Origin of the sequence: Amycolatopsis eburnea (assembly GCF_003937945.1) — a bacterium.
GTDB lineage: Bacteria > Actinomycetota > Actinomycetes > Mycobacteriales > Pseudonocardiaceae > Amycolatopsis > Amycolatopsis eburnea.
In genome coordinates this window covers 238,045-257,975 of the sequence record NZ_RSEC01000060.1, presented here as the reverse complement: position 1 = coordinate 257,975, position 19,931 = coordinate 238,045, and the positions used below count along the sequence as shown (strand labels likewise).

The 19,931-nt window shown below is 70.9% G+C and carries 18 protein-coding genes; 11 read left to right on the top strand and 7 right to left on the bottom strand.

What is annotated here, in order from left to right:
- The 5 genes from EIY87_RS36720 (at window position 1) to EIY87_RS36700 (ending at window position 7,106) form a co-directional block, all read left to right on the top strand.
- Entirely contained in the window at window positions 1-1,494 is a 1,494-nt protein-coding gene (locus tag EIY87_RS36720) for a serine/threonine-protein kinase (RefSeq protein WP_125314561.1), read from the top strand.
- 101 nt (window positions 1,495-1,595) lie between these two features.
- Window positions 1,596-2,609, top strand: a complete 1,014-nt coding sequence (gene dapA / locus EIY87_RS36715; RefSeq protein WP_125314560.1) for a 4-hydroxy-tetrahydrodipicolinate synthase — start codon at window positions 1,596-1,598, stop codon at window positions 2,607-2,609.
- Window positions 2,606-4,303 (top strand): ribonuclease J, encoded by a 1,698-nt coding sequence (locus EIY87_RS36710; RefSeq protein WP_191984402.1) that lies wholly within the window; start codon window positions 2,606-2,608, stop codon window positions 4,301-4,303. Before dapA ends, EIY87_RS36710 begins: the two co-directional genes overlap by 4 nt.
- A gap of 143 nt (window positions 4,304-4,446) precedes the next feature.
- A complete protein-coding gene (locus EIY87_RS36705; protein WP_125314559.1) occupies window positions 4,447-5,190 on the top strand; it encodes a hypothetical protein in 744 nt (247 codons plus the stop codon).
- 272 nt (window positions 5,191-5,462) lie between these two features.
- Window positions 5,463-7,106 carry a substrate-binding domain-containing protein gene (locus EIY87_RS36700; RefSeq protein ID WP_191984401.1) on the top strand — a complete coding sequence of 548 codons (1,644 nt, stop codon included), beginning with the start codon at window positions 5,463-5,465 and terminating at the stop codon, window positions 7,104-7,106.
- Here EIY87_RS36700 and EIY87_RS36695 read toward each other — a convergent pair.
- Genes EIY87_RS36695 through EIY87_RS36680 form a run of 4 tightly spaced genes read right to left on the bottom strand, consistent with a single transcriptional unit; the run spans window position 7,060 to window position 10,935 of the window.
- Entirely contained in the window at window positions 7,060-8,433 is a 1,374-nt protein-coding gene (locus EIY87_RS36695) for an amino acid permease (protein ID WP_125314558.1), read from the bottom strand. The two genes, EIY87_RS36700 and EIY87_RS36695, sit on opposite strands and share 47 nt — an antisense overlap.
- Before the next feature lie 41 nt (window positions 8,434-8,474).
- Window positions 8,475-9,422, bottom strand: coding sequence for an EamA family transporter (locus EIY87_RS36690; protein ID WP_125314557.1), 948 nt, complete (start codon window positions 9,420-9,422; stop codon window positions 8,475-8,477).
- 49 nt (window positions 9,423-9,471) lie between these two features.
- Entirely contained in the window at window positions 9,472-10,086 is a 615-nt protein-coding gene (wrbA, locus tag EIY87_RS36685) for an NAD(P)H:quinone oxidoreductase (protein ID WP_125314556.1), read from the bottom strand.
- Between the two features lie 33 nt (window positions 10,087-10,119).
- On the bottom strand, window positions 10,120-10,935 hold the full coding sequence (locus EIY87_RS36680) for a lysophospholipid acyltransferase family protein (RefSeq protein ID WP_125314555.1): 816 nt from the start codon (window positions 10,933-10,935) through the stop codon (window positions 10,120-10,122).
- 128 nt (window positions 10,936-11,063) lie between these two features.
- Between EIY87_RS36680 and EIY87_RS36675 the strand changes: the two genes are divergently transcribed.
- From EIY87_RS36675 to EIY87_RS36660, 4 genes are all read left to right on the top strand, one after another.
- Window positions 11,064-13,556 (top strand): DNA translocase FtsK, encoded by a 2,493-nt coding sequence (locus tag EIY87_RS36675; protein WP_125314554.1) that lies wholly within the window; start codon window positions 11,064-11,066, stop codon window positions 13,554-13,556.
- Between the two features lie 145 nt (window positions 13,557-13,701).
- Window positions 13,702-14,850, top strand: coding sequence for an AAA family ATPase (locus EIY87_RS36670; RefSeq protein WP_225440275.1), 1,149 nt, complete (start codon window positions 13,702-13,704; stop codon window positions 14,848-14,850).
- Window positions 14,850-15,410, top strand: a complete 561-nt coding sequence (locus EIY87_RS36665) for an RloB family protein (RefSeq protein WP_125314552.1) — start codon at window positions 14,850-14,852, stop codon at window positions 15,408-15,410. The genes EIY87_RS36670 and EIY87_RS36665 overlap by 1 nt, the downstream gene beginning before the upstream one ends.
- Before the next feature lie 40 nt (window positions 15,411-15,450).
- Window positions 15,451-15,888 (top strand): hypothetical protein, encoded by a 438-nt coding sequence (locus tag EIY87_RS36660; RefSeq protein WP_225440274.1) that lies wholly within the window; start codon window positions 15,451-15,453, stop codon window positions 15,886-15,888.
- Here EIY87_RS36660 and EIY87_RS36655 read toward each other — a convergent pair.
- The 3 genes from EIY87_RS36655 to EIY87_RS36645 all read right to left on the bottom strand — a co-directional run bounded on the left by EIY87_RS36655 (window position 15,881) and on the right by EIY87_RS36645 (window position 17,769).
- On the bottom strand, window positions 15,881-16,489 hold the full coding sequence (locus tag EIY87_RS36655) for a nitroreductase family protein (protein ID WP_125314551.1): 609 nt from the start codon (window positions 16,487-16,489) through the stop codon (window positions 15,881-15,883). The genes EIY87_RS36660 and EIY87_RS36655 overlap by 8 nt on opposite strands.
- 52 nt (window positions 16,490-16,541) lie before the next feature.
- On the bottom strand, window positions 16,542-16,976 hold the full coding sequence (locus tag EIY87_RS36650) for a phospholipase (RefSeq protein WP_125314550.1): 435 nt from the start codon (window positions 16,974-16,976) through the stop codon (window positions 16,542-16,544).
- 274 nt (window positions 16,977-17,250) lie between these two features.
- A complete protein-coding gene (locus tag EIY87_RS36645; protein WP_404800129.1) occupies window positions 17,251-17,769 on the bottom strand; it encodes an amino-acid N-acetyltransferase in 519 nt (172 codons plus the stop codon).
- Between the two features lie 87 nt (window positions 17,770-17,856).
- On the opposite strand from EIY87_RS36645, the gene rimO reads away from it, so the two are divergent.
- Window positions 17,857-19,293: a 30S ribosomal protein S12 methylthiotransferase RimO gene (gene rimO / locus EIY87_RS36640; RefSeq protein ID WP_125314549.1), complete on the top strand. Its 1,437-nt coding sequence runs from the start codon at window positions 17,857-17,859 to the stop codon at window positions 19,291-19,293.
- Entirely contained in the window at window positions 19,290-19,931 is a 642-nt protein-coding gene (pgsA, locus tag EIY87_RS36635) for a CDP-diacylglycerol--glycerol-3-phosphate 3-phosphatidyltransferase (RefSeq protein ID WP_125314548.1), read from the top strand. Before rimO ends, pgsA begins: the two co-directional genes overlap by 4 nt.

The following is a 19,931-nucleotide window of genomic DNA, read 5'->3' as shown; positions in this document are numbered from 1 at the left end:
GTGACCGACGAACAGACCCGGCCGTACCCACCCCAGGCGCCCGTCACGCCTGGTCAGCGGGTCGTCGCCGGCCGCTACCTCCTCCTCGGTGAACTCGGCCGCGGCGGCATGGGTGTCGTGTGGCGGGCGCAGGACCAGGTCATCGGGCGGCAGGTCGCCGTCAAGGAGCTGCGGCTGCCGGACGCCGAGTCCGCCGCCGTCTTCTCCGAGCGCGCGCTGCGCGAGGTGCGCACCGGCGGGCGGCTCAACGACCCGGCGGTCGTCACGGTCTACGACGTCGTCACCGACGGCGGGACCACGTTCATCGTGATGGAGCTCGTCGAAGCGCCGTCGCTGGCCGACCTCGTGCGGCAGCGGGGCCCGATGCCCGCCGCGCAGGCCGCGCGGCTGGGGGAGCGGGTGCTCGCCGCGCTACAGGCCGCGCACGCCGCGGGCATCGTGCACCGCGACGTCAAGCCGGCCAACATCCTGGTCGCGCCGGACGGCCGCGTGAAGCTGACCGACTTCGGCATCGCCCACGCCATCGACGACCCGCGGCTGACCACCAGCGGCATGATCGTCGGCTCGCCCGCGTTCATGGCGCCCGAGCGCGTCGAAGGCCGCGAAGCGCTGCCCGCGTCCGACCTGTGGTCCCTCGGCGCGACGCTGTTCTACGCCGTCGAAGGCTCGATGCCGTTCGAGCGCGCGACCACGGCAGCGACGCTGCACGCGATCATGACCGAGATCCCGTACCTGACCCGCGGCCAGGGCCCGATCGCCGCCGCCATCCTCGGCCTGCTCGTCGCCAACCCCGACGCGCGGCTCTCCGCCGCCCAGGCGCAGAACCTCCTGGCCACGGCGCAGGGCGTCCGCCCGACCCCGCCGAACGGCACCGCGATGCTGGGCGCCCCGGCGACGATGACGGCCGCGAAGCCGGAGCCGAAGCGGAACCTCCGCGCGCTGTGGCTCTCGCTCGCCGCGCTGCTCGTCGTCGGCGCCCTGGTCGGCGGCTTCTTCGCGGGCAAGGCGTACGAGACGCCCGCCGTCGACCGGCAGAAGCAGCCGACCATGACGTACGGGCTCAACGGCCAGCTCCGCACGGCCATCGGCGGCTACTACCGGTGCTTCAACACCCCGGTGCAGGACGGCTCGATCATCAGCGACGACGACAACAAGACCGACTGCGACAAGAGCCACACGCTGGAGGTCTACGAGATCGGCCGGGTCCTGTCGATCGAGAACTGGAACTCCGACGACGCCAAGGTCGCCGCCTACCCGGGGCAGGGCGCGGTGACGGCGAGCGCCGAGGCCGCGTGCGCGACCGCGTTCCGCTCGTCGATCGTGCCCGAGGCGAAGCGGCAGGACCTCACCTTCCGCGCGCTCGTGCCGACCCAGGCGGCCTGGGAGAGTTCGCCCGCCAAGAGCGGCGAAGACCCCACCCGCGAGTTCTACTGCCTGCTGACCCGTGCCGACGGCGGGCCGATCACGGCGCCGATCGTGACCAAGGTCAAGTAGAAGTTCCGCGACGAGCGGCCACGCCCGGGAAATCCTCCGCACTTCGCCGAGGAGGCCAGGTCGGCGCGGTTTTCGTCGGCGGGACGGGGTACCGTCTGGGCATGTCCAACCCACCTACCGCAGCGCCCGGACGGCCGTTCGGGCGCGTGCTCACCGCGATGGCCACCCCCTTCGACGCCGACGGGGCGCTGGACCTGAAGCGGGCGCAGGAGCTGGCCGAGCACCTCGTGGAGCTGGGGAACGACGGCCTCGTCGTCAACGGCACGACCGGCGAGAGCCCGACCACGACCGACGACGAGAAGCAGCAGCTGATCCGCGCCGTGGTCGAGGCCGTCGGCGACCGCGCGACCGTCGTGGCCGGCGCGGGCACCAACAACACGGCGCACAGCATCGAGCAGGCGAAGCAGGCCGAAGCGGCCGGCGCGCACGGGCTCCTCGTCGTCACCCCGTACTACTCGCGGCCGAGCCAGGCCGGGCTGTACGCGCACTTCACCACCGTCGCCGACAGCAGCGGGCTGCCGGTGATGCTCTACGACATCCCGCCGCGCTCGGTCGTCCCGATCGAGGTCGACACGCTGCTGCGGCTGGCCGAGCACCCGCGGATCGTCGCGGTCAAGGACGCCAAGGGCGACCTCATCGCCGGCTCCGAGGTCATCGCGAACACCCACCTCGCCTACTACTCGGGCGACGACGGCCTGAACCTGCCGTGGATCTCCGTCGGCGGCACCGGCGTGGTGAGTGTGATCGGTCACGTCGTCGCGGGCCGGATCCGCGCGATGATCGACGCCTACGAGAACGGCGACACCTCCACCGCGCGCACCAACCACCGCGCCATGCTGCCGGTGCTGCGCGCGATGTCGCGGGTCGGCGGGGTCGCGTTCAGCAAGGCGGCGCTGCGGCTGCGCGGGTTCGACATCGGCCACCCGCGGCTGCCGATCGCCCCGGCCACCGACGAGCAGGTGGCCGCGATCGCCGCCGATCTGGCCCAGGGCGGCGTGCCGCTGGGCGACACGGCGGCCCAGGACTGGCATGGTGAGCGGGTGGCACAAGCAGACTCGCGGGCCGCCTACGTGGCGCCGACCTCGCACACCAGCGTTGGGACCCTGCCTCGGTGAGCTCACTTCCCCCAGGTCCAGGCCCCACGAACGCCCCGCCCGCACTCCCCGAGGGAGCCCTGCGCGTCGTCGCGCTGGGCGGCATCGGCGAGGTCGGGCGCAACATGACCGTCTTCGAATTCGGCGGCCGGCTGCTCATCGTCGACTGCGGGGTGCTCTTCCCCGAGGACGACCAGCCCGGCGTCGACCTGATCCTGCCCGACTTCCGCGCGATTGAGGACCGCCTCGACGACATCGAGGGGCTGGTGCTCACCCACGGGCACGAGGACCACATCGGTGCCGTCCCGTTCCTCCTGCGCCTGCGGCCGGACCTGCCGATCTACGGCTCGCGGTTCACCAACGCGCTGCTCGCGGCCAAGGCCAAGGAGCACCGGCAGCGGCCGAAGCTGATCGAGGTCCGCGAGGGCGAGCGCCGCGACGTCGGCGTGTTCAACCTCGAGTTCTTCGCGGTCAACCACTCCATCCCGGACGCGCTGGCGGTGGCCATCCGCACCCCGGCGGGCGTGGTGCTGCACACCGGCGACATCAAGCTCGACCAGCTCCCGCTGGACGGGCGCCTGACCGACCTGGCCGGCTTCTCCCGGCTCGGCGACGAGGGCGTCGACCTGTTCTGCGTCGACTCGACCAACGCCGAGGTGCCCGGGTTCGTCATGCCCGAGCGCGACATCGGCCCGGTGCTCGACGACGTCATCCGCCGCGTGGACCAGCGCGTGATCGTGGCCTGCTTCGCCAGCCACGTGCACCGCGTACAGCAGGTCCTGGACGCCGCGCACCGGCACGGCCGCCGGATCGCGTTCGTCGGCCGCTCGATGGTCCGCAACATGGGGATCGCCGCCGACCTCGGCCTGCTCAACGTGCCGGACGGCCTGCTGGTCGACCTCGACCAGGCGAGCACCCTGCCCGAGAGCAAGGTCCTGTTCGTCTCGACGGGCTCCCAGGGCGAGCCGCTCTCGGCCCTGTCGCGGATGGCGCGCGGCGAGCACCGCCAGATCTCCATCCGCGCGGGCGACACGGTCGTGCTGGCCAGCTCGATGATCCCGGGCAACGAGACCGCGGTGTTCGGCGTGGTCAACGGCCTGACCCGGCTCGGCGCGAACGTCGTCCACCAGGGCAACGCGAAGGTGCACGTCTCCGGCCACGCGTCGGCGGGCGAGCTGCTCTACCTGTACAACGCCGTGCGCCCGAGCAACGTGATGCCGGTCCACGGCGAGTGGAAGCACCTGCGCGCCAACGGTGAGCTGGCCGTCCGCACCGGCGTGGCCGCGGAGAACGTGGTCATCGCCGAAGACGGCGTGGTCGTCGACCTCGTGGACGGCAAGGCGTCGCGCACCGGCCGCGTCGAGGTCGGCCACGTCTACGTCGACGGCCTGTCGGTCGGCGACGTCGGCGAGTCGACGCTGTCGGACCGCCTGGTCCTCGGCGAGGGCGGGTTCATCGCGATCAACGTCGCGGTCGACTCGAACACCGGCCGCGCGGTCAGCAGCCCGACGGTCGCCGGCCGCGGCTTCTCGGACGACCCGAAGGCCCTCGACGCCGTCGTGCCGCTGGTGGAGATGGAGCTGGCGCGCACCGAGGCGGAAGGCATCACCGACACCCACCGCATCGCCCAGGCGGTCCGCCGGGTCGTGGGCCGCTGGGTGGCGGACACCTACCGCCGCCGCCCGATGATCGTCCCGACGGTCATCCCGGTCTGAGTCCTTCGCGCGGAACGCCTTCGCCTCCAGCCGGAGTGCGGAGGCGTTCCGCGTTTCACCACATCGGTTCCGCTTGGGTAACGGCGGTGAAGGTTGCTTCCCGCTCCATCTACCCTTGAAGACTCGCCTGGACGGGGGTCGGTGTGTTTTCGAGGATCTGGGACTCGATTCGGCGAGGCCGCCATGTCGAGCTGTACCTTGTCCTGGTCGTCAGCACCGTCGCCGTGGTACTCGCGATTCTGGACGTCGGATCCCAGCGGCTTGTTTCGACGCTCACGGTCACGGCACTGGGGTTGACCGGGTTTGCCCTCATCGAGCAGCGGATCGCTGTTCAAGCCGGCTTGGACAGGCTGGCTGATATCGGTGCGAGAGCGAAGTTTCAGGACGAGCCCGTTCTGGATCTTCCGTCGGCGTTGAAGAACTCGAGCCTGGTGATGCTTGCCGGAGTAGATCTTTCGCGGACATTCGGCCGCTATGAGGCGGAACTGAAAGACTACGTGCAGGCGGGTAAGCGACTTCGAGTCATGCTGTACGACCCCGAGGGAACGGCCCTCGACCACGCAGTCGTGCGATCGAGGCGGCACTTTTCACGTGACCGCGAAGTCGCGTTGATCGAGAACTCCTGTTATGACTTCTTGACGCTGCGTGCTCTGTCGTCAGCCGATGGCGTTGAAGTGCGGCTCTCGCAGGTTCCATTTCCGTACGGTGTCGTCGCTGCCGATTACCGCTCCGAAAATGGATCTATTTGCCTCAAGCACTACACGTTCAAGGGTGAGTCGTACGACAAACCGTGGATCTGCCTCGCTTCCGCAGACGGACGCTGGTACGCACAGTTCGCCGGTGAGATCGACTCCTACTGGGATGAGGCGCGGCCGGTTGTTGCTTAGCGTTCCAGCTTGATCACTATCAGTGCGAGGGCCACGACGACGCTCTGGCGGAGGAGCGCGCGGCGGGCCCGGCGCTGTTCGGCACGTGTCGGCTTCATGGGCACCAGTGTTTCGGCTGCCGCGGGCCGGGACATCCCGCTGCGGGACGGACCGGGTCCCTCCTGGGGATGAGGCTTCCCCTAGGGGCTGTTACGCCGTCTGGACCACGAGACGCCGCTTTGCCGCGGGATAACCTTGATCCCCACCTCGCCTCGCGCAGAGAGGCCGCGCCGATGGGACGTCATTCGCCGGATGGCCGACGCCAGCTGCTGGTGCCCGTGCTCGCGATCGGGCTCGTGGCCGTGCTGGGAGCCGCGGCCTGGGTGACCGTGGCGGTCGTCAACCGGAAGCCCGCGTGCGAGCACCCCGTGAACGTCCTCGTGACCGCGTCCGCGGACATCGCGCCCGCGTTGACGATCGTCGCGCGGGGGCTGGACCTGCCGTGCGGCGCGGTCGAGGTCCAGACCAGGGAGGCGACGCAGGCCGCCGAGCGGCTCGCGCTGTCCGACGGCAGCCCGCGCCCGCAGGTGTGGGTGCCCGATTCCACGCTCGCCCTGCGCCGCGCGCACCAGCTCGGGGCCGCCGACGTGCCCGAAACCGGGGCGTCGGTCGCCAGCTCCCCGGTGGTGCTCGGTGTCGCCGCGGACGTCGCCAAGGGCCTCGGCTGGCCCGACCGCGCACCCACGTGGGCGGACGTGCTGGCCGCGCCCGGCGTCGTGCCGGGGATGCCCGACCCGGCGCGCGACCCGGTCGGCGCGCTGGCGTTGCTGGGCCTGCGCGACAGCGTCAAGGCGGCGCCCGAACCTTCGGCCGCGTACGTCGCGCTGCTGCGGCGGTTCTCGGTCAACACGCTCGGCGCCGAGACGGACCTGATCGCGCGGCTGCCGGGCTCGAGCGACGGCAGCGGCACGGCCGCGGTCACGGCGTTCCCGACGTCGGAGAACTCCTTGCTGCGCCACAACATCGAGGACACGTCGGCGCCGCTCGTCGCCGTCTACTCGACCGCGGTGCCCACTTTGGACTACCCGTTCGCGGAGCTGAGCGGCGTCACCCCGCAGCAGCGCCCGATCGTCGACGCGTTGCGGGAGGCCCTGCTCGGCGGCCCCGGCTCCGACGCGATCGCGAAGACGGGCCTGCGCGCGGCGGGCGGGCAGGCGCTGCGCGACCACACCGACGACCCGCGCGTGTCGCCGACGGGCATCCAGGTGATGAACCTGCCGCAGGCCGGCGTCGTCGACGAGCTGCTCAACCAGTGGGCGGGCATCAACCTGAGCGCGCGCGTGCAGGTGCTGATCGACGTGTCCGGCTCGATGAACGCGCAGGTGCCCGGCACGGCGCTGAACCGCATGCAGCTGACGGTCGAGGCGACGCAGAAGGCGTTGCGCCTGTTCAAACCGGCGACGCAGCTGCGCATGCTGGCGTTCTCCACCAAGCTCGACGGCGACAAGGACTACCGCGAGATCCTCCCGATGGCCTCGGTGGCCCAGCACCTGGCCAGCGGCGCGCCGGACAAGCTCGCGCAGCTGACGGCGACCGCCGACGGCGGAACCGGGCTGTACGACAGCGTTCTGGACACCTACCGCACCGCCCGCCGCGAGTGGGAGCCCGGCCGGCTCAACCTGGTGATCGTGATGACCGACGGCCGCAACGAGGACCCGCACAGCATCAGCCGCGCGGACCTGCTGGCCGAGCTGGCGAAACTCCAGGACCCCCGCCGCCCCATCCCGCTGATCGGCGTGGGCATCGGCCCGGACGCGGACAAGCCGGAACTCGACCAGATCACGGCCGCGACCGGCGGCCAGGCGTTCGTGACGCCGGACCCGGCGAAGATCACGGACGTGTTCTTCGGGGCGCTGAGCCGGATCGCCGGCGGATGAGCGCGTACACGCCCAGGATCACCGCCAGGCTGATCAGGCTCAGGTACAGCTGCGAGCGCGCGTCTTCGTCCACGAACAGCATCGACGCCACCACCGCCAGCGTCAGCGCCAACGTCACCCAGCTCAGCCACGGATAACCCCACATCCGCAGCTTCAGCTTCTCCGGTGACGACGCCTCCAGCGTGCGCCGCATCCGCAGCTGCGAGCCGCAGATGATGGCGTACACGAACAATGCCACCGCGCCCGCCGAGTTGATGATGAAGTAGAAGATCTTGTCCGGGGACACGTAGCTCATCACCACCGCCACGTAACCGACCGAAGTGGACGCCAGGATCGCCTTCCACGGGACGCCGCGCGCGTTCGTGTCCGAGATCCACGCCGGGGCCCAGCCGTGGCGGCGCAGCGCGAACAGCATCCGGGATGCCGTGTACAGCCCCGAATTCAGCACCGACAGCGCCGCCGTCAGGACGACCGCGCTCACGATCGTCGATGCCGCCGGGACGCCGAAGCGGCCGAACGCCGCCGCGAACGGGCTGGTCTCGCTGGGGATTTCGCGCCACGGCGTGATCATCACCAGCAGGGTCACCGAACCCACGTAGAACACGATCACGCGCCAGACGATCGTCGACGTCGCCTTGCGGACCGCCGTCTCCGGCTGGTCGGACTCCGCGGCCGCGATCGTCACGATTTCCGCGCCGAAGTAGGAAAAGATCACGATCACCACGCCGTGCACGACCGAAAAGCCGCCGTGGGGCACGAAACCGTCCAGGCCGATGTTGCCGACCGAGAAGTGCCCACCCGGCCAGAGCCCCAGCACGAACAGCAGGCCCAGCACCAGGAACACCACGATCGTCGCGACCTTGACCGACGCCAGCCAGAACTCCGTCTCGCCGAACGACCGCGCCGACGCCAGGTTCGTCGCCGTCAGCAGGAGCATCAGCGCCAGGGAGAACACCCACTGCGGCACGCCGGGGATCCAGCCCTGCAGGATCTTCGCGCCGGCGACCGCCTCGAACGCGACCACGCCGACCCAGAAGTACCAGTACAGCCAGCCGATCGTGAAGCCCGCCCAGCCGCCGAGGGCGTCGCGCGCGTACTCCATGAACGAGCCCAGCGACGGCGCGGCCGTGGCCATCTCGCCGAGCATCCGCATCACGAGCACGACGAGCAGCCCGCCCAGCGCGTAGGAGAGTACGGCCGCCGGGCCCACGGTGTGGATCACCGCGCCGCTGCCGATGAACAGGCTCGCGCCGATGATGCCGCCGAGGGCGATCATCCGCACGTGCCGCTGGCGCAGATCGGGCCGCAGCCCGGACTTCGTCGTCACGGTGGGGGATTGTCGCACTTCGACGGCACTTCGTGAAGAACTCAGCTCGTGAGGACCTCGGCCTTCCGCTGCACCAGGTACGCGCCGCCGAGCAGGATCGCCGAGCCGAGCAGCTGGAGCCAGGTGAGCTCCTCGCCGAGCAGCGCCCACGCCGTGACCGTGACGATCACCGGCTCGACCAGCCCCAGCACGCTCGCCACCGACGCCGGGAGGTGCCGCAGCGACGAGATCCCGAAGACGTAGGCCAGCACGGTCGCCACCAGCACCAGCAGGGTGATCAGCAGCCACACCGGCGGGTGCCACGCGCCGAACGCGACGTCGGTGCCGAGCAGCCCGACCGGCCACGTCCACGGCGGCGCGACGACGCCGATCGCGACCGCGCCGATCACCATGCCCCAGGTCACCAGGCCCAGCGGGTCGATGTCGGCCACCGCGCGCTCGCCGAGCAGGAAGTACCCGGCCGAGCACAGCGCCGCGCCGAAGCCGGCGAGCAGGCCGAGGCCGTTGAGCGTCACGCCCTGCCAGACCTGCGCGACCAGCGACAACCCGATCATCGCCAGCGCGATGCCGCCCCACACCGACCGCGGCAGCCGGTGCCGCCGCACGAACCGCACCCACAGCGCGATGAGCACGGGGGAGACGAACTCCAGCAGGATCGCGATGCCGACCGGGATCCGGCCCGCTGCGACGAAGTAGAGCAGCTGCACGCCGGCGACGCCGAGCAGGCCGTACCCGGCCAGCACCGGCAGCTCGGCACGGCGCACCCGCAGCTTCCGCGGCGCCACCAGCGCCACGCCCGCCAGCAGCACCAGCCCGGCCAGCGCGATGCGCATCGAGGCCACCTGCTGCGGGCTGATCCCGGCGGCCATCGCGGACTTGCCCAGCGTGCCCGACGTGCTGAAGGACAGGGCGGCGAGCAGGACGAGCGTGGTCCCGCGGCCGCGGTGGGCGACCCGGGGCGGGGCGAGGACGGGCAGCTCGGTGGTCACCGTCGCGACTCTAAGCGCGGCCGCGTCACTGCCAAAAGGGTTTTTCCGGTTACTCGGCCCGCTTGAGGCCGGTCGCCACGTGCGTCGTGATGGTGGCCAGCCGCCGGCCCTGGACGCGCAGCGCGCCGAGGGCGAGGTCGTCGGGCGCCGCCGACTTGCGGGACACGAACGAGCCGCCGTACGGGTTGCCCGACTCCATCAGGTGCGGGTCGGTGTAGCCGAGCGGCACGACGATCGCGCCCCAGTGGTAGAAGACGTTGTTGATCGCCAGCAGCGTCGATTCCAGGCCGCCGTGCGCGGTGGACGCCGTCGTGAACGACGTCGCGACCTTGTCCGCGAGCTTCCCCTTCGCCCACAGCCCGCCCGTGCTGTCCAGGAACGACTTGAGCTGGGCGGCCGGGCCGCCGAACCGGGTCGGGCTGCCGATCGCGAGGCCGTCGGCCCACTCGAGGTCCGCCAGCTCGGCCAGCGCCTGGTGCGGGCCGGTGTCGATCCACGCCTGCCAGCGCGGGTTCTGCGCGACGGCCTGCGCGGGCGCGGTCTCCCGCACGGTCCGCACCCGCACGTCGGCGCCGGTTTCGCGGGCGCCGGCGGCGAGGGACTCGGCGAGGGCCGCCGTGTTGCCGGTCGAGCTGTAGTACACGACGAGGATCCGGGTGCTCACGTCCGCGACTCTAGGCGGGCCGGTCCGGGCGTCTCAGGATCCGGACGCCGGCTTCCACGGGCTGACGGTGTCGGTCGGCCGCGTCGGGTCGTGGAAGCGCGGGCGGTCCAGCTCGCCGCGGCGCAGCGGGACCAGGCCGTCGGTGATGGCCCGCATGATCCGCGCGTGCGCGCGCACCCCGGCGCCCGGCCGCTCCGGCTCGACGTCGGACAGGTCGACGGGGTCCCCGAAGTGCACCTGGAACCGCGGCCGGCGCAGCGGCGCGCTGAGCCCGGAGCGGGCGAGCGGGACGAGGTCGGCCGGGCCGTTGACGGTCTCGGTGCCCCAGTAGACGGCCTCGTGCGCGCCCCACTGGCTGATCGGGATCACCGGCACGCCCGAAGCGAGCGCCAGGCGGGCCGCCCCGGTCTTGCCGCGCTCCGGCCACAGGCCGGGGTCGTGGCTGATCCGGCCCTCGGGGTAGACGATGATCGGCTCCCGGGTCGTCTTCATCGCCTCGACGGCCTCGGCGAACTGCCCGACCGCGGTGCCGGCGTGCTTGCGGTCGACCCGCAGGTGCCCGCTGACCCGCAGCGCCGGCCCGATCACCGGCGCGTCCAGGATGCCGCCCGCCAGCATGAACCGCGGGTTGATGCCGATCCGCTTGCACGCCGCCATCAGCACGAACGCGTCGAACACGCCGATGTGGTTCGCGGCCATGAGCAGCGGCCTGCCCCGCAGCTGCGCCGGGACCCGGCCGGTGACGGTGAGCCGCCCGACCAGGTTCACCAGACCGCGGTCGATGTTCAGCATGGTGCGCCAGATGGCGGGGGCACGGCGGGGCGGTTCGGCGGTGCGCAGCGCGAGCATGGGCAGAGCATGGCAGACGCCGCTTTCACCCGAATGCGCACGGGCGGTGTGGCGCGGTGAGGCAGAAGTTCACCCTGAGCCGAGAGTGGCACACGGGGCTGAGGCGCAAGGCAAGTTACCGTTGACGCATGGCTGGGTCGGCGACGAGGAAGAGAAGCACGGGAAGCGGCGCGAAGGGGGCAGCGGCGCGCAAGCCGCGTACCCCCGCGAAGCCACGGCCGCGTTCGTCGCCCGCCCGCAAGCCCGCCCCGCGCCGCAAGACGCCCGGCATCTTCGGCAAGGGCGTCCGCGGTACCTGGAACCTGCTGGCCAAGGGCACCGGAACGCTGGCCCGCACGGTCGGCCGCACCCGTGAGCTCGAGCCCGAACACCGCCGCGACGGCCTCGCGCTCGGCCTGATCGCGCTGGCCATCATCGCCGCCGTGGGGGTCTGGTGGCGGGCCGCCGGGCCGATCGGCGCCGGCGTCGAGGTCGCCACCCGGACCGTGCTCGGCGCCGGGGCTGTGACGTTGCCCCTGGTGCTGGTGGTGGTCGCGGTCGCGCTGATGCGGTCCGAGCCGCACCCCGAAACGCGGCCGCGGATGGTCATCGGCACGATCATGGTCGTCCTGTCGGTGCTCGGGATGCTGCACATCTTCACCGCGCTCCCGGCCACCAACGACGGCCGGATGTACGCCGGCGGCATCATCGGCGCCTTCTCCGGCGGCCTGCTGACCATGGGCGTCACCACCTGGGTCGCCGTGCCGCTGCTGATCCTCGCGCTCGTCTTCGGCATCCTCGTCTTCACCGGCACGCCGGTCCGCGAGATCCCGCAGCGGCTGCGCAACTGGGGCCTCGACGAGGAGGAGATCGCCGAGGCCGAGGCGCTGCGCTCCGGGTTCGCCACCGACGAGGACGCCGTCACCGAGGCCGACCCGAAGTCCGCGCGGCTGCGCAAGCCGTCCCGCCGCCGCCAGGCCAGCGACGCCGACCCCGAGCAGCTCGACATCGACGCGATGCTGGCCGAGCCGCCGACGCCGACCAAGCCGCCCAAGGCCGTGCCCAAGCCGGTCGAGGTGCCCGAGAAGAAGCCGAAGAAGCCCGCCGAACCGCCGCTCGCGGTCACGCGGACCGTCGAAGGCGACTACCAGCTCCCGCCGCCCGACCTGCTGAAGCTCGGCGACGCGCCGAAGTCCCGCAGCAAGGCCAACGACGCCATGATCGAGGCGATCACCGGCGTGCTGGAGCAGTTCAACGTCGACGCGCAGGTCACCGGCTTCACCCGCGGCCCGACGGTCACGCGCTACGAGGTCGAGCTCGGCCCGGGCGTGAAGGTCGAGAAGATCACCGCGCTGACCAAGAACATCGCGTACGCGGTGGCCACCGACAACGTCCGGCTGCTGGCGCCGATCCCCGGCAAGTCCGCGGTCGGCATCGAGGTGCCGAACTCCGACCGCGAGATGGTGCGCCTGGGCGACGTCCTGCGGGCGCCGTCCACGGTCAAGGACAACCACCCGATGGTGATCGGCCTCGGCAAGGACATCGAGGGCCACTTCGTCACCGCGAACCTGACGAAGATGCCGCACCTGCTGGTCGCGGGCTCCACCGGTTCCGGTAAGTCGAGCTTCGTCAACTCGATGCTGGTGTCGCTGCTCGCGCGCTCGACGCCGGACGAGTGCCGGATGATCCTGATCGACCCGAAGATGGTCGAGCTGACGCCGTACGAGGGCATCCCGCACCTGATCACGCCCATCATCACCCAGCCGAAGAAGGCCGCCGCCGCGCTGGCCTGGCTGGTGGAGGAGATGGAGCAGCGGTACCAGGACATGCAGGTCAACAAGGTCCGGCACATCGACGACTACAACAAGAAGGTCAAGTCGGGCGAGATCACCGCGCCGCCGGGGTCCGAGCGCGAGTACCGGCCGTACCCGTACATCATGGCGATCGTCGACGAGCTCGCCGACCTGATGATGACCGCCCCGCGCGACGTCGAGGACGCGATCGTCCGCATCACCCAGAAGGCCCGTGCGGCGGGCATCCACCTGGTCCTGGCGACGCAGCGGCCGTCGGTCGACGTCGTCACCGGCCTGATCAAGACCAACGTGCCCTCGCGGCTGGCGTTCGCGACGTCGTCGCTGACCGACTCGCGGGTCATCCTGGATCAGCCGGGCGCGGAGAAGCTGATCGGCATGGGCGACGCGCTGTACCTGCCGATGGGCGCCGGCAAGCCGGTCCGCATCCAGGGCGCGTTCGTCGGCGACGAAGAGATCGCGGCCGTCGTCAACTACGCCAAGGAGCAGGCGCAGCCGGACTACCAGGACGGCGTCACGGCGCAGAAGGCCGGCGAGAAGAAGGAGATCGACCCGGACATCGGCGACGACCTGGACGTCCTGCTGCAGGCGGCGGAGCTGATCGTGACGTCCCAGTTCGGCTCGACGTCGATGCTGCAGCGCAAGCTGCGGGTCGGGTTCGCCAAGGCGGGGCGCCTGATGGACCTGCTGGAAAGCCGCGGCGTGGTCGGCCCGTCGGAGGGCTCGAAGGCCCGCGACGTGCTGATCAAGCCGGAGGAGCTGGAGTCGGTCCTGTTCATGATCCGCGGCGGCGGCCCGGTGGACGCCGACGCGGGCGGCGAGGACGAGTAGCGGCCCTGGTTGGTGCTTCGAGCCGTTCTGTGCGGTTTACTGGTACAGAACGGCTCGAAGCTCCGTCAGGGAGGTGGTCAGGGTGCTGCGCAGCTTCCGGCTGGGCAATCACCGTTCGTTCCGGGAGGAGCAGGAGCTTCTCCTCATGCCTGCGTTGCCGGGTGACGAGCGGCCCGCGGTGCCGGTGATCGCCGTCTACGGTGCCAACGCCTCCGGCAAGTCGAACTTGTTCAACGCCATCACCCTGGTTCAGCGAGCCGTCACGGACGTGTTCGCCCCGAACCTCGCCGGTCGCCACGAGATCGCGGCCGTTCAGGATCCCTTCCGGCTGGACCCCGACGCTGAACCGCGGCCGTCGACGTTCGTGTTCGAACTGCTCGCCGCCGGCGTTCCGTACACCTACGGCTTCCTGCTGAGCGGGGACGAGATCCTCGAAGAGTGGCTCTACGCCTACCCGGAAAAGCGGAAGCGAGTGGTCTTCGAGCGCGATCGGGAGGGCATCAAGTTCGGCACCACGGTGGCCGATTCCAAGCCGAAGCTGGATGTCCTGGAAGAGCTGATCCGGCCGACGGCGTTGTTCCTGAGCGTGTGCGACCGGCTCGAACTCGGTCCACTGATGCCGGTCTACCGATGGTTCTCCTCCGGGCTCCTGGTCAACGGACTGGGGGACGGGTGGTTCACCTCGAGGTACGTGCAGCAGGTCGTCGGCGACTACCTGCTCCGGAACCCGGAGAACCGGCAGCGCATGGTCTCGCTTCTCACCGTGGCCGATGTCGGCATCGCGGACGTCCTCGTGGAGCGGCAGGATTCGCACCACGTGCGCTCCCGCGGGTTCGACCTGGAACTGAAGCTGCTCCACGGTGCCGCTCGGGAGCCGTTCGACTTCGACGACGAATCCTCGGGGACGCGCAACTGGATCGGACTGCTGCCGCAGGTGCTTTCGGCGCTGGACGAAGGACTCGTCTTGCTGGTCGACGAAATCGATGCCAGTTTGCACCCGATGTTGACCGCGAAGCTGGTGGGGCTGTTCCAGGACACCGACCTGAACAGCAAGGGCGCGCAGCTGATCTTCACCACCCACGACACCAGTTTGCTCGGGAGCATGCTCGGTGAGCACGTGCTCGACCGGGACCAGATCTGGTTCGTCGACCGGGACGCCGCGGGCGCGAGCAGTCTTTACCCGCTCACCGATTTCAAACCGCGCAAGGACCAGAACACCGAGCGCCGGTATCTCGCGGGCAGTTATGGTGCCGTGCCGGTGCTGGGCGACTTCGCGAAGGCGCTGCGCGGCTGATGACTCGTCGGGAAAACAGCAGGCGGCGCAGAGCACCGTTCCGGGACCCGCTCCTGTCGATCCTGGTCGTCTGCGGCGCGGCGGCGACCGAGCCGGCCTATTTCGAAGGGTTGAAGCGGTTCCGGCGAAATCCGGCGGTCACGGTAAAAATCAAGGCGAAACCGGCGGATCCCGAGACCGTCGTCAGGTACGCGGCCGGGCTCGCAAGTCGCGAAGCGGCGTACGACGAAGTCTGGTGTGTCGTCGATGTCGATGAGTTCGACCTGGACAAGGCCGTGGAGACGGCGGACCGGCTTCAGGTGAACCTCGCGGTTTCGAACCCGTGCTTCGAGTACTGGCTGCTGCTGCACTTCGAGACGTGCGTAGCGCCGTTGACCTGCTATGGGGACGTCGAGAAACGGCTCCTTCGCCATGTTCCCGCCTATCGCAAGTCCGCGTTGCGGTTCGACGACTACGCGAGCGGGGTCGAGGTGGCCGTCGAACGAGCACGCCATCCGGACGCTGGGCACGGCCGAAATCCGTCCACCCAGGTCGGCCGGCTGATCGAAAAGATCAACTAGCCGGTGCAACCCGCCGCCCGGTCCCTTCCGTCTTGAGTACGTGGACCTACAGCGATTCGTAGCCGGACTGTTCGCCTTCGCCGTCGTCACGGTGGGTGCCGGGAGCTCGGTCGCCTCCGGGCAGCCGAGCGCTCCCGGTCCCGCCGCGCCCCCGCCGCCGTCGACGGTGAGCACCCCGGCGGGCCACGACGTCACCCTGCGGCTCGGGCAGGAGGCCGCCGTGCAGGGCAAGGACCTGACCGTGCGCTACGTCCGGGTCGTCTCCGACTCGCGGTGCCGCCCGAACATGACCTGCGTCTGGCAGGGGGAGGCCACGCTGGCGTTCCTGCTGAAGGAGCCCGGCCGCGGTGAAGGCACCACGGCCGAGCTGCACAGCGGCCCGCGCACCGGCCCGCAGGAGACGACCTTCGCCGCCAGCCGGGTCGAGCTGGTGTCGGTCAGCGTGGACGGCCAGGAGGCCACGGTCCGGATCAGCTGAGCGGCGTGCCCCAGTGGTCCCGGTAGGCCACTTCGGACAGCGGGGTGCGCGGCGCGGGCTTGAAGTCCGGCACGGTCGTGTACGCCACCGGCAGCAGGCCGGCCTGCGTGTGGCCGTCGGGGATGCCGAGGATTTCGGCCGCCTCGGCCTCGCGCGAGAGGTGGTAGGTCGTGAGCGTCGAGCCCAGGCCGCGGGAGCGCAGCGCCAGCTGGAAGTTCCACACCGCCGGGAAGATGCCGCCGTAGAACGCCGCGTCGGCCGCGTTGTCGCCGGTGGGGCGCCCCTGGAGGACCGGGATCACGAACACCGGGACGCGCTCGATCACGTCGATCAGGTGCCGCCCGGACGCCAGCGCCCGCGGGTCGGCGTCGGCCCTGGCCGCCAGGTAGGCGTCGCCGACCTCGCGGAACAGCACGCCGAGGCGGTTCTTGACCTCCTGGTCGCGCACCACGAGCCAGCGCCACGCCTGGACGTTGCCGGGTGTCGGCGCCTGCAGCGCCAGGTTCAGGCATTCCTCGAGAACCCCGGGTTCGACCGGCCGGTCGAGGTCGAGCTTGCGGCGCACCGCGCGGGTCGTGCTGAGCAGGTGATCGATCTCCATGCCCCCATCCTGGCCCAGGCGCGCGGGGGCGCACCCGGGCCGGGGGAGCGGCTCAGCCGCCGAACTTGCGGACCGCCTGGTAGTACGTCCAGGCCGCGCCCTTGCAGGCCACGTTGGACCCGCACACGCTCTTCAGGTCGCTGTAGAGGTTGTCGTCGATCTTCAGCCGGTTCGCCTCGGTGAAGCGGCCCTGCTTCTTGTAGTTGCGGTAGCCGAAGTCGTGCCGGTGGCAGCCGGGCAGGAACTGCCAGCCGAACGGGGTGTCCGGGGACCACGAGCAGCCGTCCGACGACCAGTCGAGCTGGCCGGAGTAGGGCGCCTGGTTCCGGATCGACTCGAAGCCGGACAGGGACGTGGAGAAGAGGTACTGGTCGGTGACCGCCGGGATGTCGACGGCCGCCGCGGTGCCGGCGCCCGCGAGGACGCCTCCGCCGACAGTCGCGGCCACCGCGACGGTGGCCCCCAGGTTCCGCAGTGTCGTGCGCATCGTTGCTTCCTTGCCGATCGGGTGACTTGGTGCCCGATCAGCTTCGGGCAGCGCAGTGGTGCAGGTCACCGCCCGAAAGGAGGTTGTCGGGAAAATTTCCCCCTGACTTCGGCCCCTAGGCGGGAATCGTCCAGCTGACGTAGGGGTGCCCGGAGCGGCTCGTGCGCCGGCGTGGGGCGTGCGGTGTCATGAAAGGGTCGTTCATGTCGTCTGGCGAGGTGAACGACCCTTTCATCACATCGCGGACCGGCCGCACCGGCCCGGACCGGGTGGCTCAGAGCTGCAGCAGCATCCGCGAATTGCCCAGCGTGTTCGGCTTCACGTACGGCAGGTCCAGGAACTCGGCCACACCCGTGTCGTGCGAGCGCCGCATCTCCTCGTACACCTCGTGCGAAACCGGTGTCCCGTCGATCTCGACGAACCCGTGCCCGGCGAAGAAGCTCGTCTCGAAGGTCAGCACGAACAGCCGGCGGAGACCGAGCTCACGCGCCTCGTCGACCAGGCGGGCCACCAGCACGCGCCCGACGCCCTGGCCGCGGACCGCCTTGTCGACCACCACCGTGCGCAGCTCGGCGATGTCCTCCCAGAGCACGTGCAGCGCCGCCGCGCCGACGACCTCGCCGCCCACTTCCGCCACCCAGAACTCCTGGACCGCCTCGTACAGCGTGACCAGGTCCTTCTCCAGCAGGACGCGCCCGGCGTCCGAGTCGACGAGGGCCTTGATCTTGCGGACGTCGGCGATCCGCGCGCGGCGGACGGTCGGGCTGGGGGAGTCGGACGGCACGATCGTCAAGCCTGCCACATGGTCCGGCGCGGGCGGTGACACGACCGGGCTACGCCGTCGTCAGGCCGCGTGCACCCGGCGGCTACCCTGAACGTCGTGCCTTCCCCTGCCACGGACCCAGCCGCCACCCGCCGCGTCTCCCTGCTGACCCTGGGCTGCGCCCGCAACGAGGTCGACTCGGAGGAGCTCGCGGGCCGGCTCGCGGCCGGCGGCTGGGAGCTGGCGGCCGATCCCGAAGAGTCCGACGTCGTGGTGGTCAACACCTGCGGCTTCGTCGAATCGGCCAAAAAGGACTCGGTCGACACGCTGCTGGCGGCGTCGGACACCGGCAAGAAGGTCGTCGCCGTCGGCTGCATGGCCGAGCGCTACGGCCACGAGCTCGCCGACAGCCTCCCCGAGGCCGACGCCGTGCTGGGCTTCGACCACTACGCCGACCTCTCGGCCCGGCTCGACGACGTCGTCGCCGGCCGCAAGATCGCTTCGCACACCCCCGGCGACCGCCGCAAGCTGCTGCCGATCAGCCCGGTCCAGCGGCCCGCCGCGGCCGAGAACGTCGAGGTCCCGGGCCACGCGCAGCACGGCTGGGGCCCGCGGGTGCTGCGCACGCGCCTCGACGACTCGCCGGTGGCCGCGCTGAAGATCGCCTCCGGCTGCGACCGGCGCTGCTCGTTCTGCGCGATCCCGTCGTTCCGCGGCTCGTTCGTCTCGCGGCAGCCGGACGAGATCGTCGCCGAGGCGATGTGGCTGGCCGAAAACGGCGTCAAGGAGCTGTTCCTGGTCAGCGAGAACTCGACGTCCTACGGCAAGGACTTCGGCCGCGACGGCGCCACCGCGCTGGAGCGGCTCCTGCCGCGGCTGGCGGGGATCGACGGCATCGAGCGCGTCCGCGTCTCCTACCTGCAGCCGGCCGAGACGCGCCCGCAGCTGGTCAAGGCCATCGCCACCACGCCGGGCGTCGCGGAGTACTTCGACCTGTCGTTCCAGCACTCCAGCGAGCAGGTGCTGCGCCGGATGCGCCGGTTCGGCTCGACCGACTCGTTCCTGGCGCTGACCGAGCAGATCCGCGAGTACGCGCCCGAGGCGGGCATCCGGACCAACGTGATCGTCGGCTTCCCCGGCGAGACCGAGCACGACCTGAGCGAGCTGGAACGCTTCCTGACCGGCGCGCGCCTCGACGCCGTCGGCGTCTTCGGCTACTCCGACGAGGACGGCACCGAGGCCGAGGGCTTCGACGGCAAGCTCGACGCCGAAGAGGTGGCCAAGCGCGTCACGCGGATCTCCGCGCTGGTCGAGGAGCTGACCGCGCAGCGCGCCGAGGACCGGATCGGCACGTTCGTCGACGTGCTGGTCGAGCTGGACGACGACGGCGAGCTGACCGGCCGCGCCGCGCACCAGGCCCCCGAGGTCGACGGCGAGTGCGTCATCCTCGACGCGCCGGAGAAGACCGAGGTGGGCGACTTCCTGCGCTGCGAGGTCGTGGACTCCGCGGGCGTGGACCTGATCGTCCGCGCGGTACCGGACGCCGACCGGTGAGTGCGCTCCCCAGCGACGCCGCCGACGACGGCCTGACGCGTGAGGGCCCCGCGCAGGTCCCCGAGCCGACCCCGGTCCCCACGCTCAACGTCGCGAACCTGCTGACGCTCTCGCGGCTGGTCATGGTGCCGCTGTTCGTGGTCGCGCTGTTCGTCGGCGACGGCCACGACACGACCTGGCGCGCGATCGCGACCGGCCTGTTCGCCGTCGCTTCGGCCACCGACCAGCTGGACGGCTGGGTGGCCCGCAAGTACGGCCTGATCACCGACTTCGGCAAGGTCGCCGACCCGATCGCGGACAAGGCGCTGACCGGCGCCGCGCTGGTCGGGCTGAGCGTGCTGGGCGAGCTGGGCTGGTGGGTCACGATCGTCATCGCGGTCCGCGAGATCGGCGTCACGCTGCTGCGCTTCTGGGTGATCCGGCACGGCGTGATCCCGGCCAGCCGGGGCGGGAAGGCCAAGACGATGGCCCAGATCGCGGCCATCGTGGCGTACCTGCTGCCGCTGCCGGCCGGCGCGGACCCGGTCCGGTGGTCGCTGATGGGCCTGGCTCTGGTGCTGACCGTGGTGACCGGCGTCGACTACCTGGTCCGGGCCGTGCGGCTGCGCGCGGCCGGGCGCCGGGTGACCGGGGGCTGA

Coding starts and splice junctions, on each gene's coding strand:
- dapA (WP_125314560.1), top strand. CDS start 1,596: ATGTCCAACCCACCTACCGCAGCGCCCGGACGGCCGTTCGGGCGCGTG.
- EIY87_RS36700 (WP_191984401.1), top strand. CDS start 5,463: ATGGGACGTCATTCGCCGGATGGCCGACGCCAGCTGCTGGTGCCCGTG.
- EIY87_RS36680 (WP_125314555.1), bottom strand. CDS start 10,935: ATGCTCGCGCTGCGCACCGCCGAACCGCCCCGCCGTGCCCCCGCCATC.
- EIY87_RS36675 (WP_125314554.1), top strand. CDS start 11,064: ATGGCTGGGTCGGCGACGAGGAAGAGAAGCACGGGAAGCGGCGCGAAG.
- EIY87_RS36670 (WP_225440275.1), top strand. CDS start 13,702: ATGCCTGCGTTGCCGGGTGACGAGCGGCCCGCGGTGCCGGTGATCGCC.
- EIY87_RS36665 (WP_125314552.1), top strand. CDS start 14,850: ATGACTCGTCGGGAAAACAGCAGGCGGCGCAGAGCACCGTTCCGGGAC.
- EIY87_RS36655 (WP_125314551.1), bottom strand. CDS start 16,489: ATGGAGATCGATCACCTGCTCAGCACGACCCGCGCGGTGCGCCGCAAG.
- EIY87_RS36650 (WP_125314550.1), bottom strand. CDS start 16,976: ATGCGCACGACACTGCGGAACCTGGGGGCCACCGTCGCGGTGGCCGCG.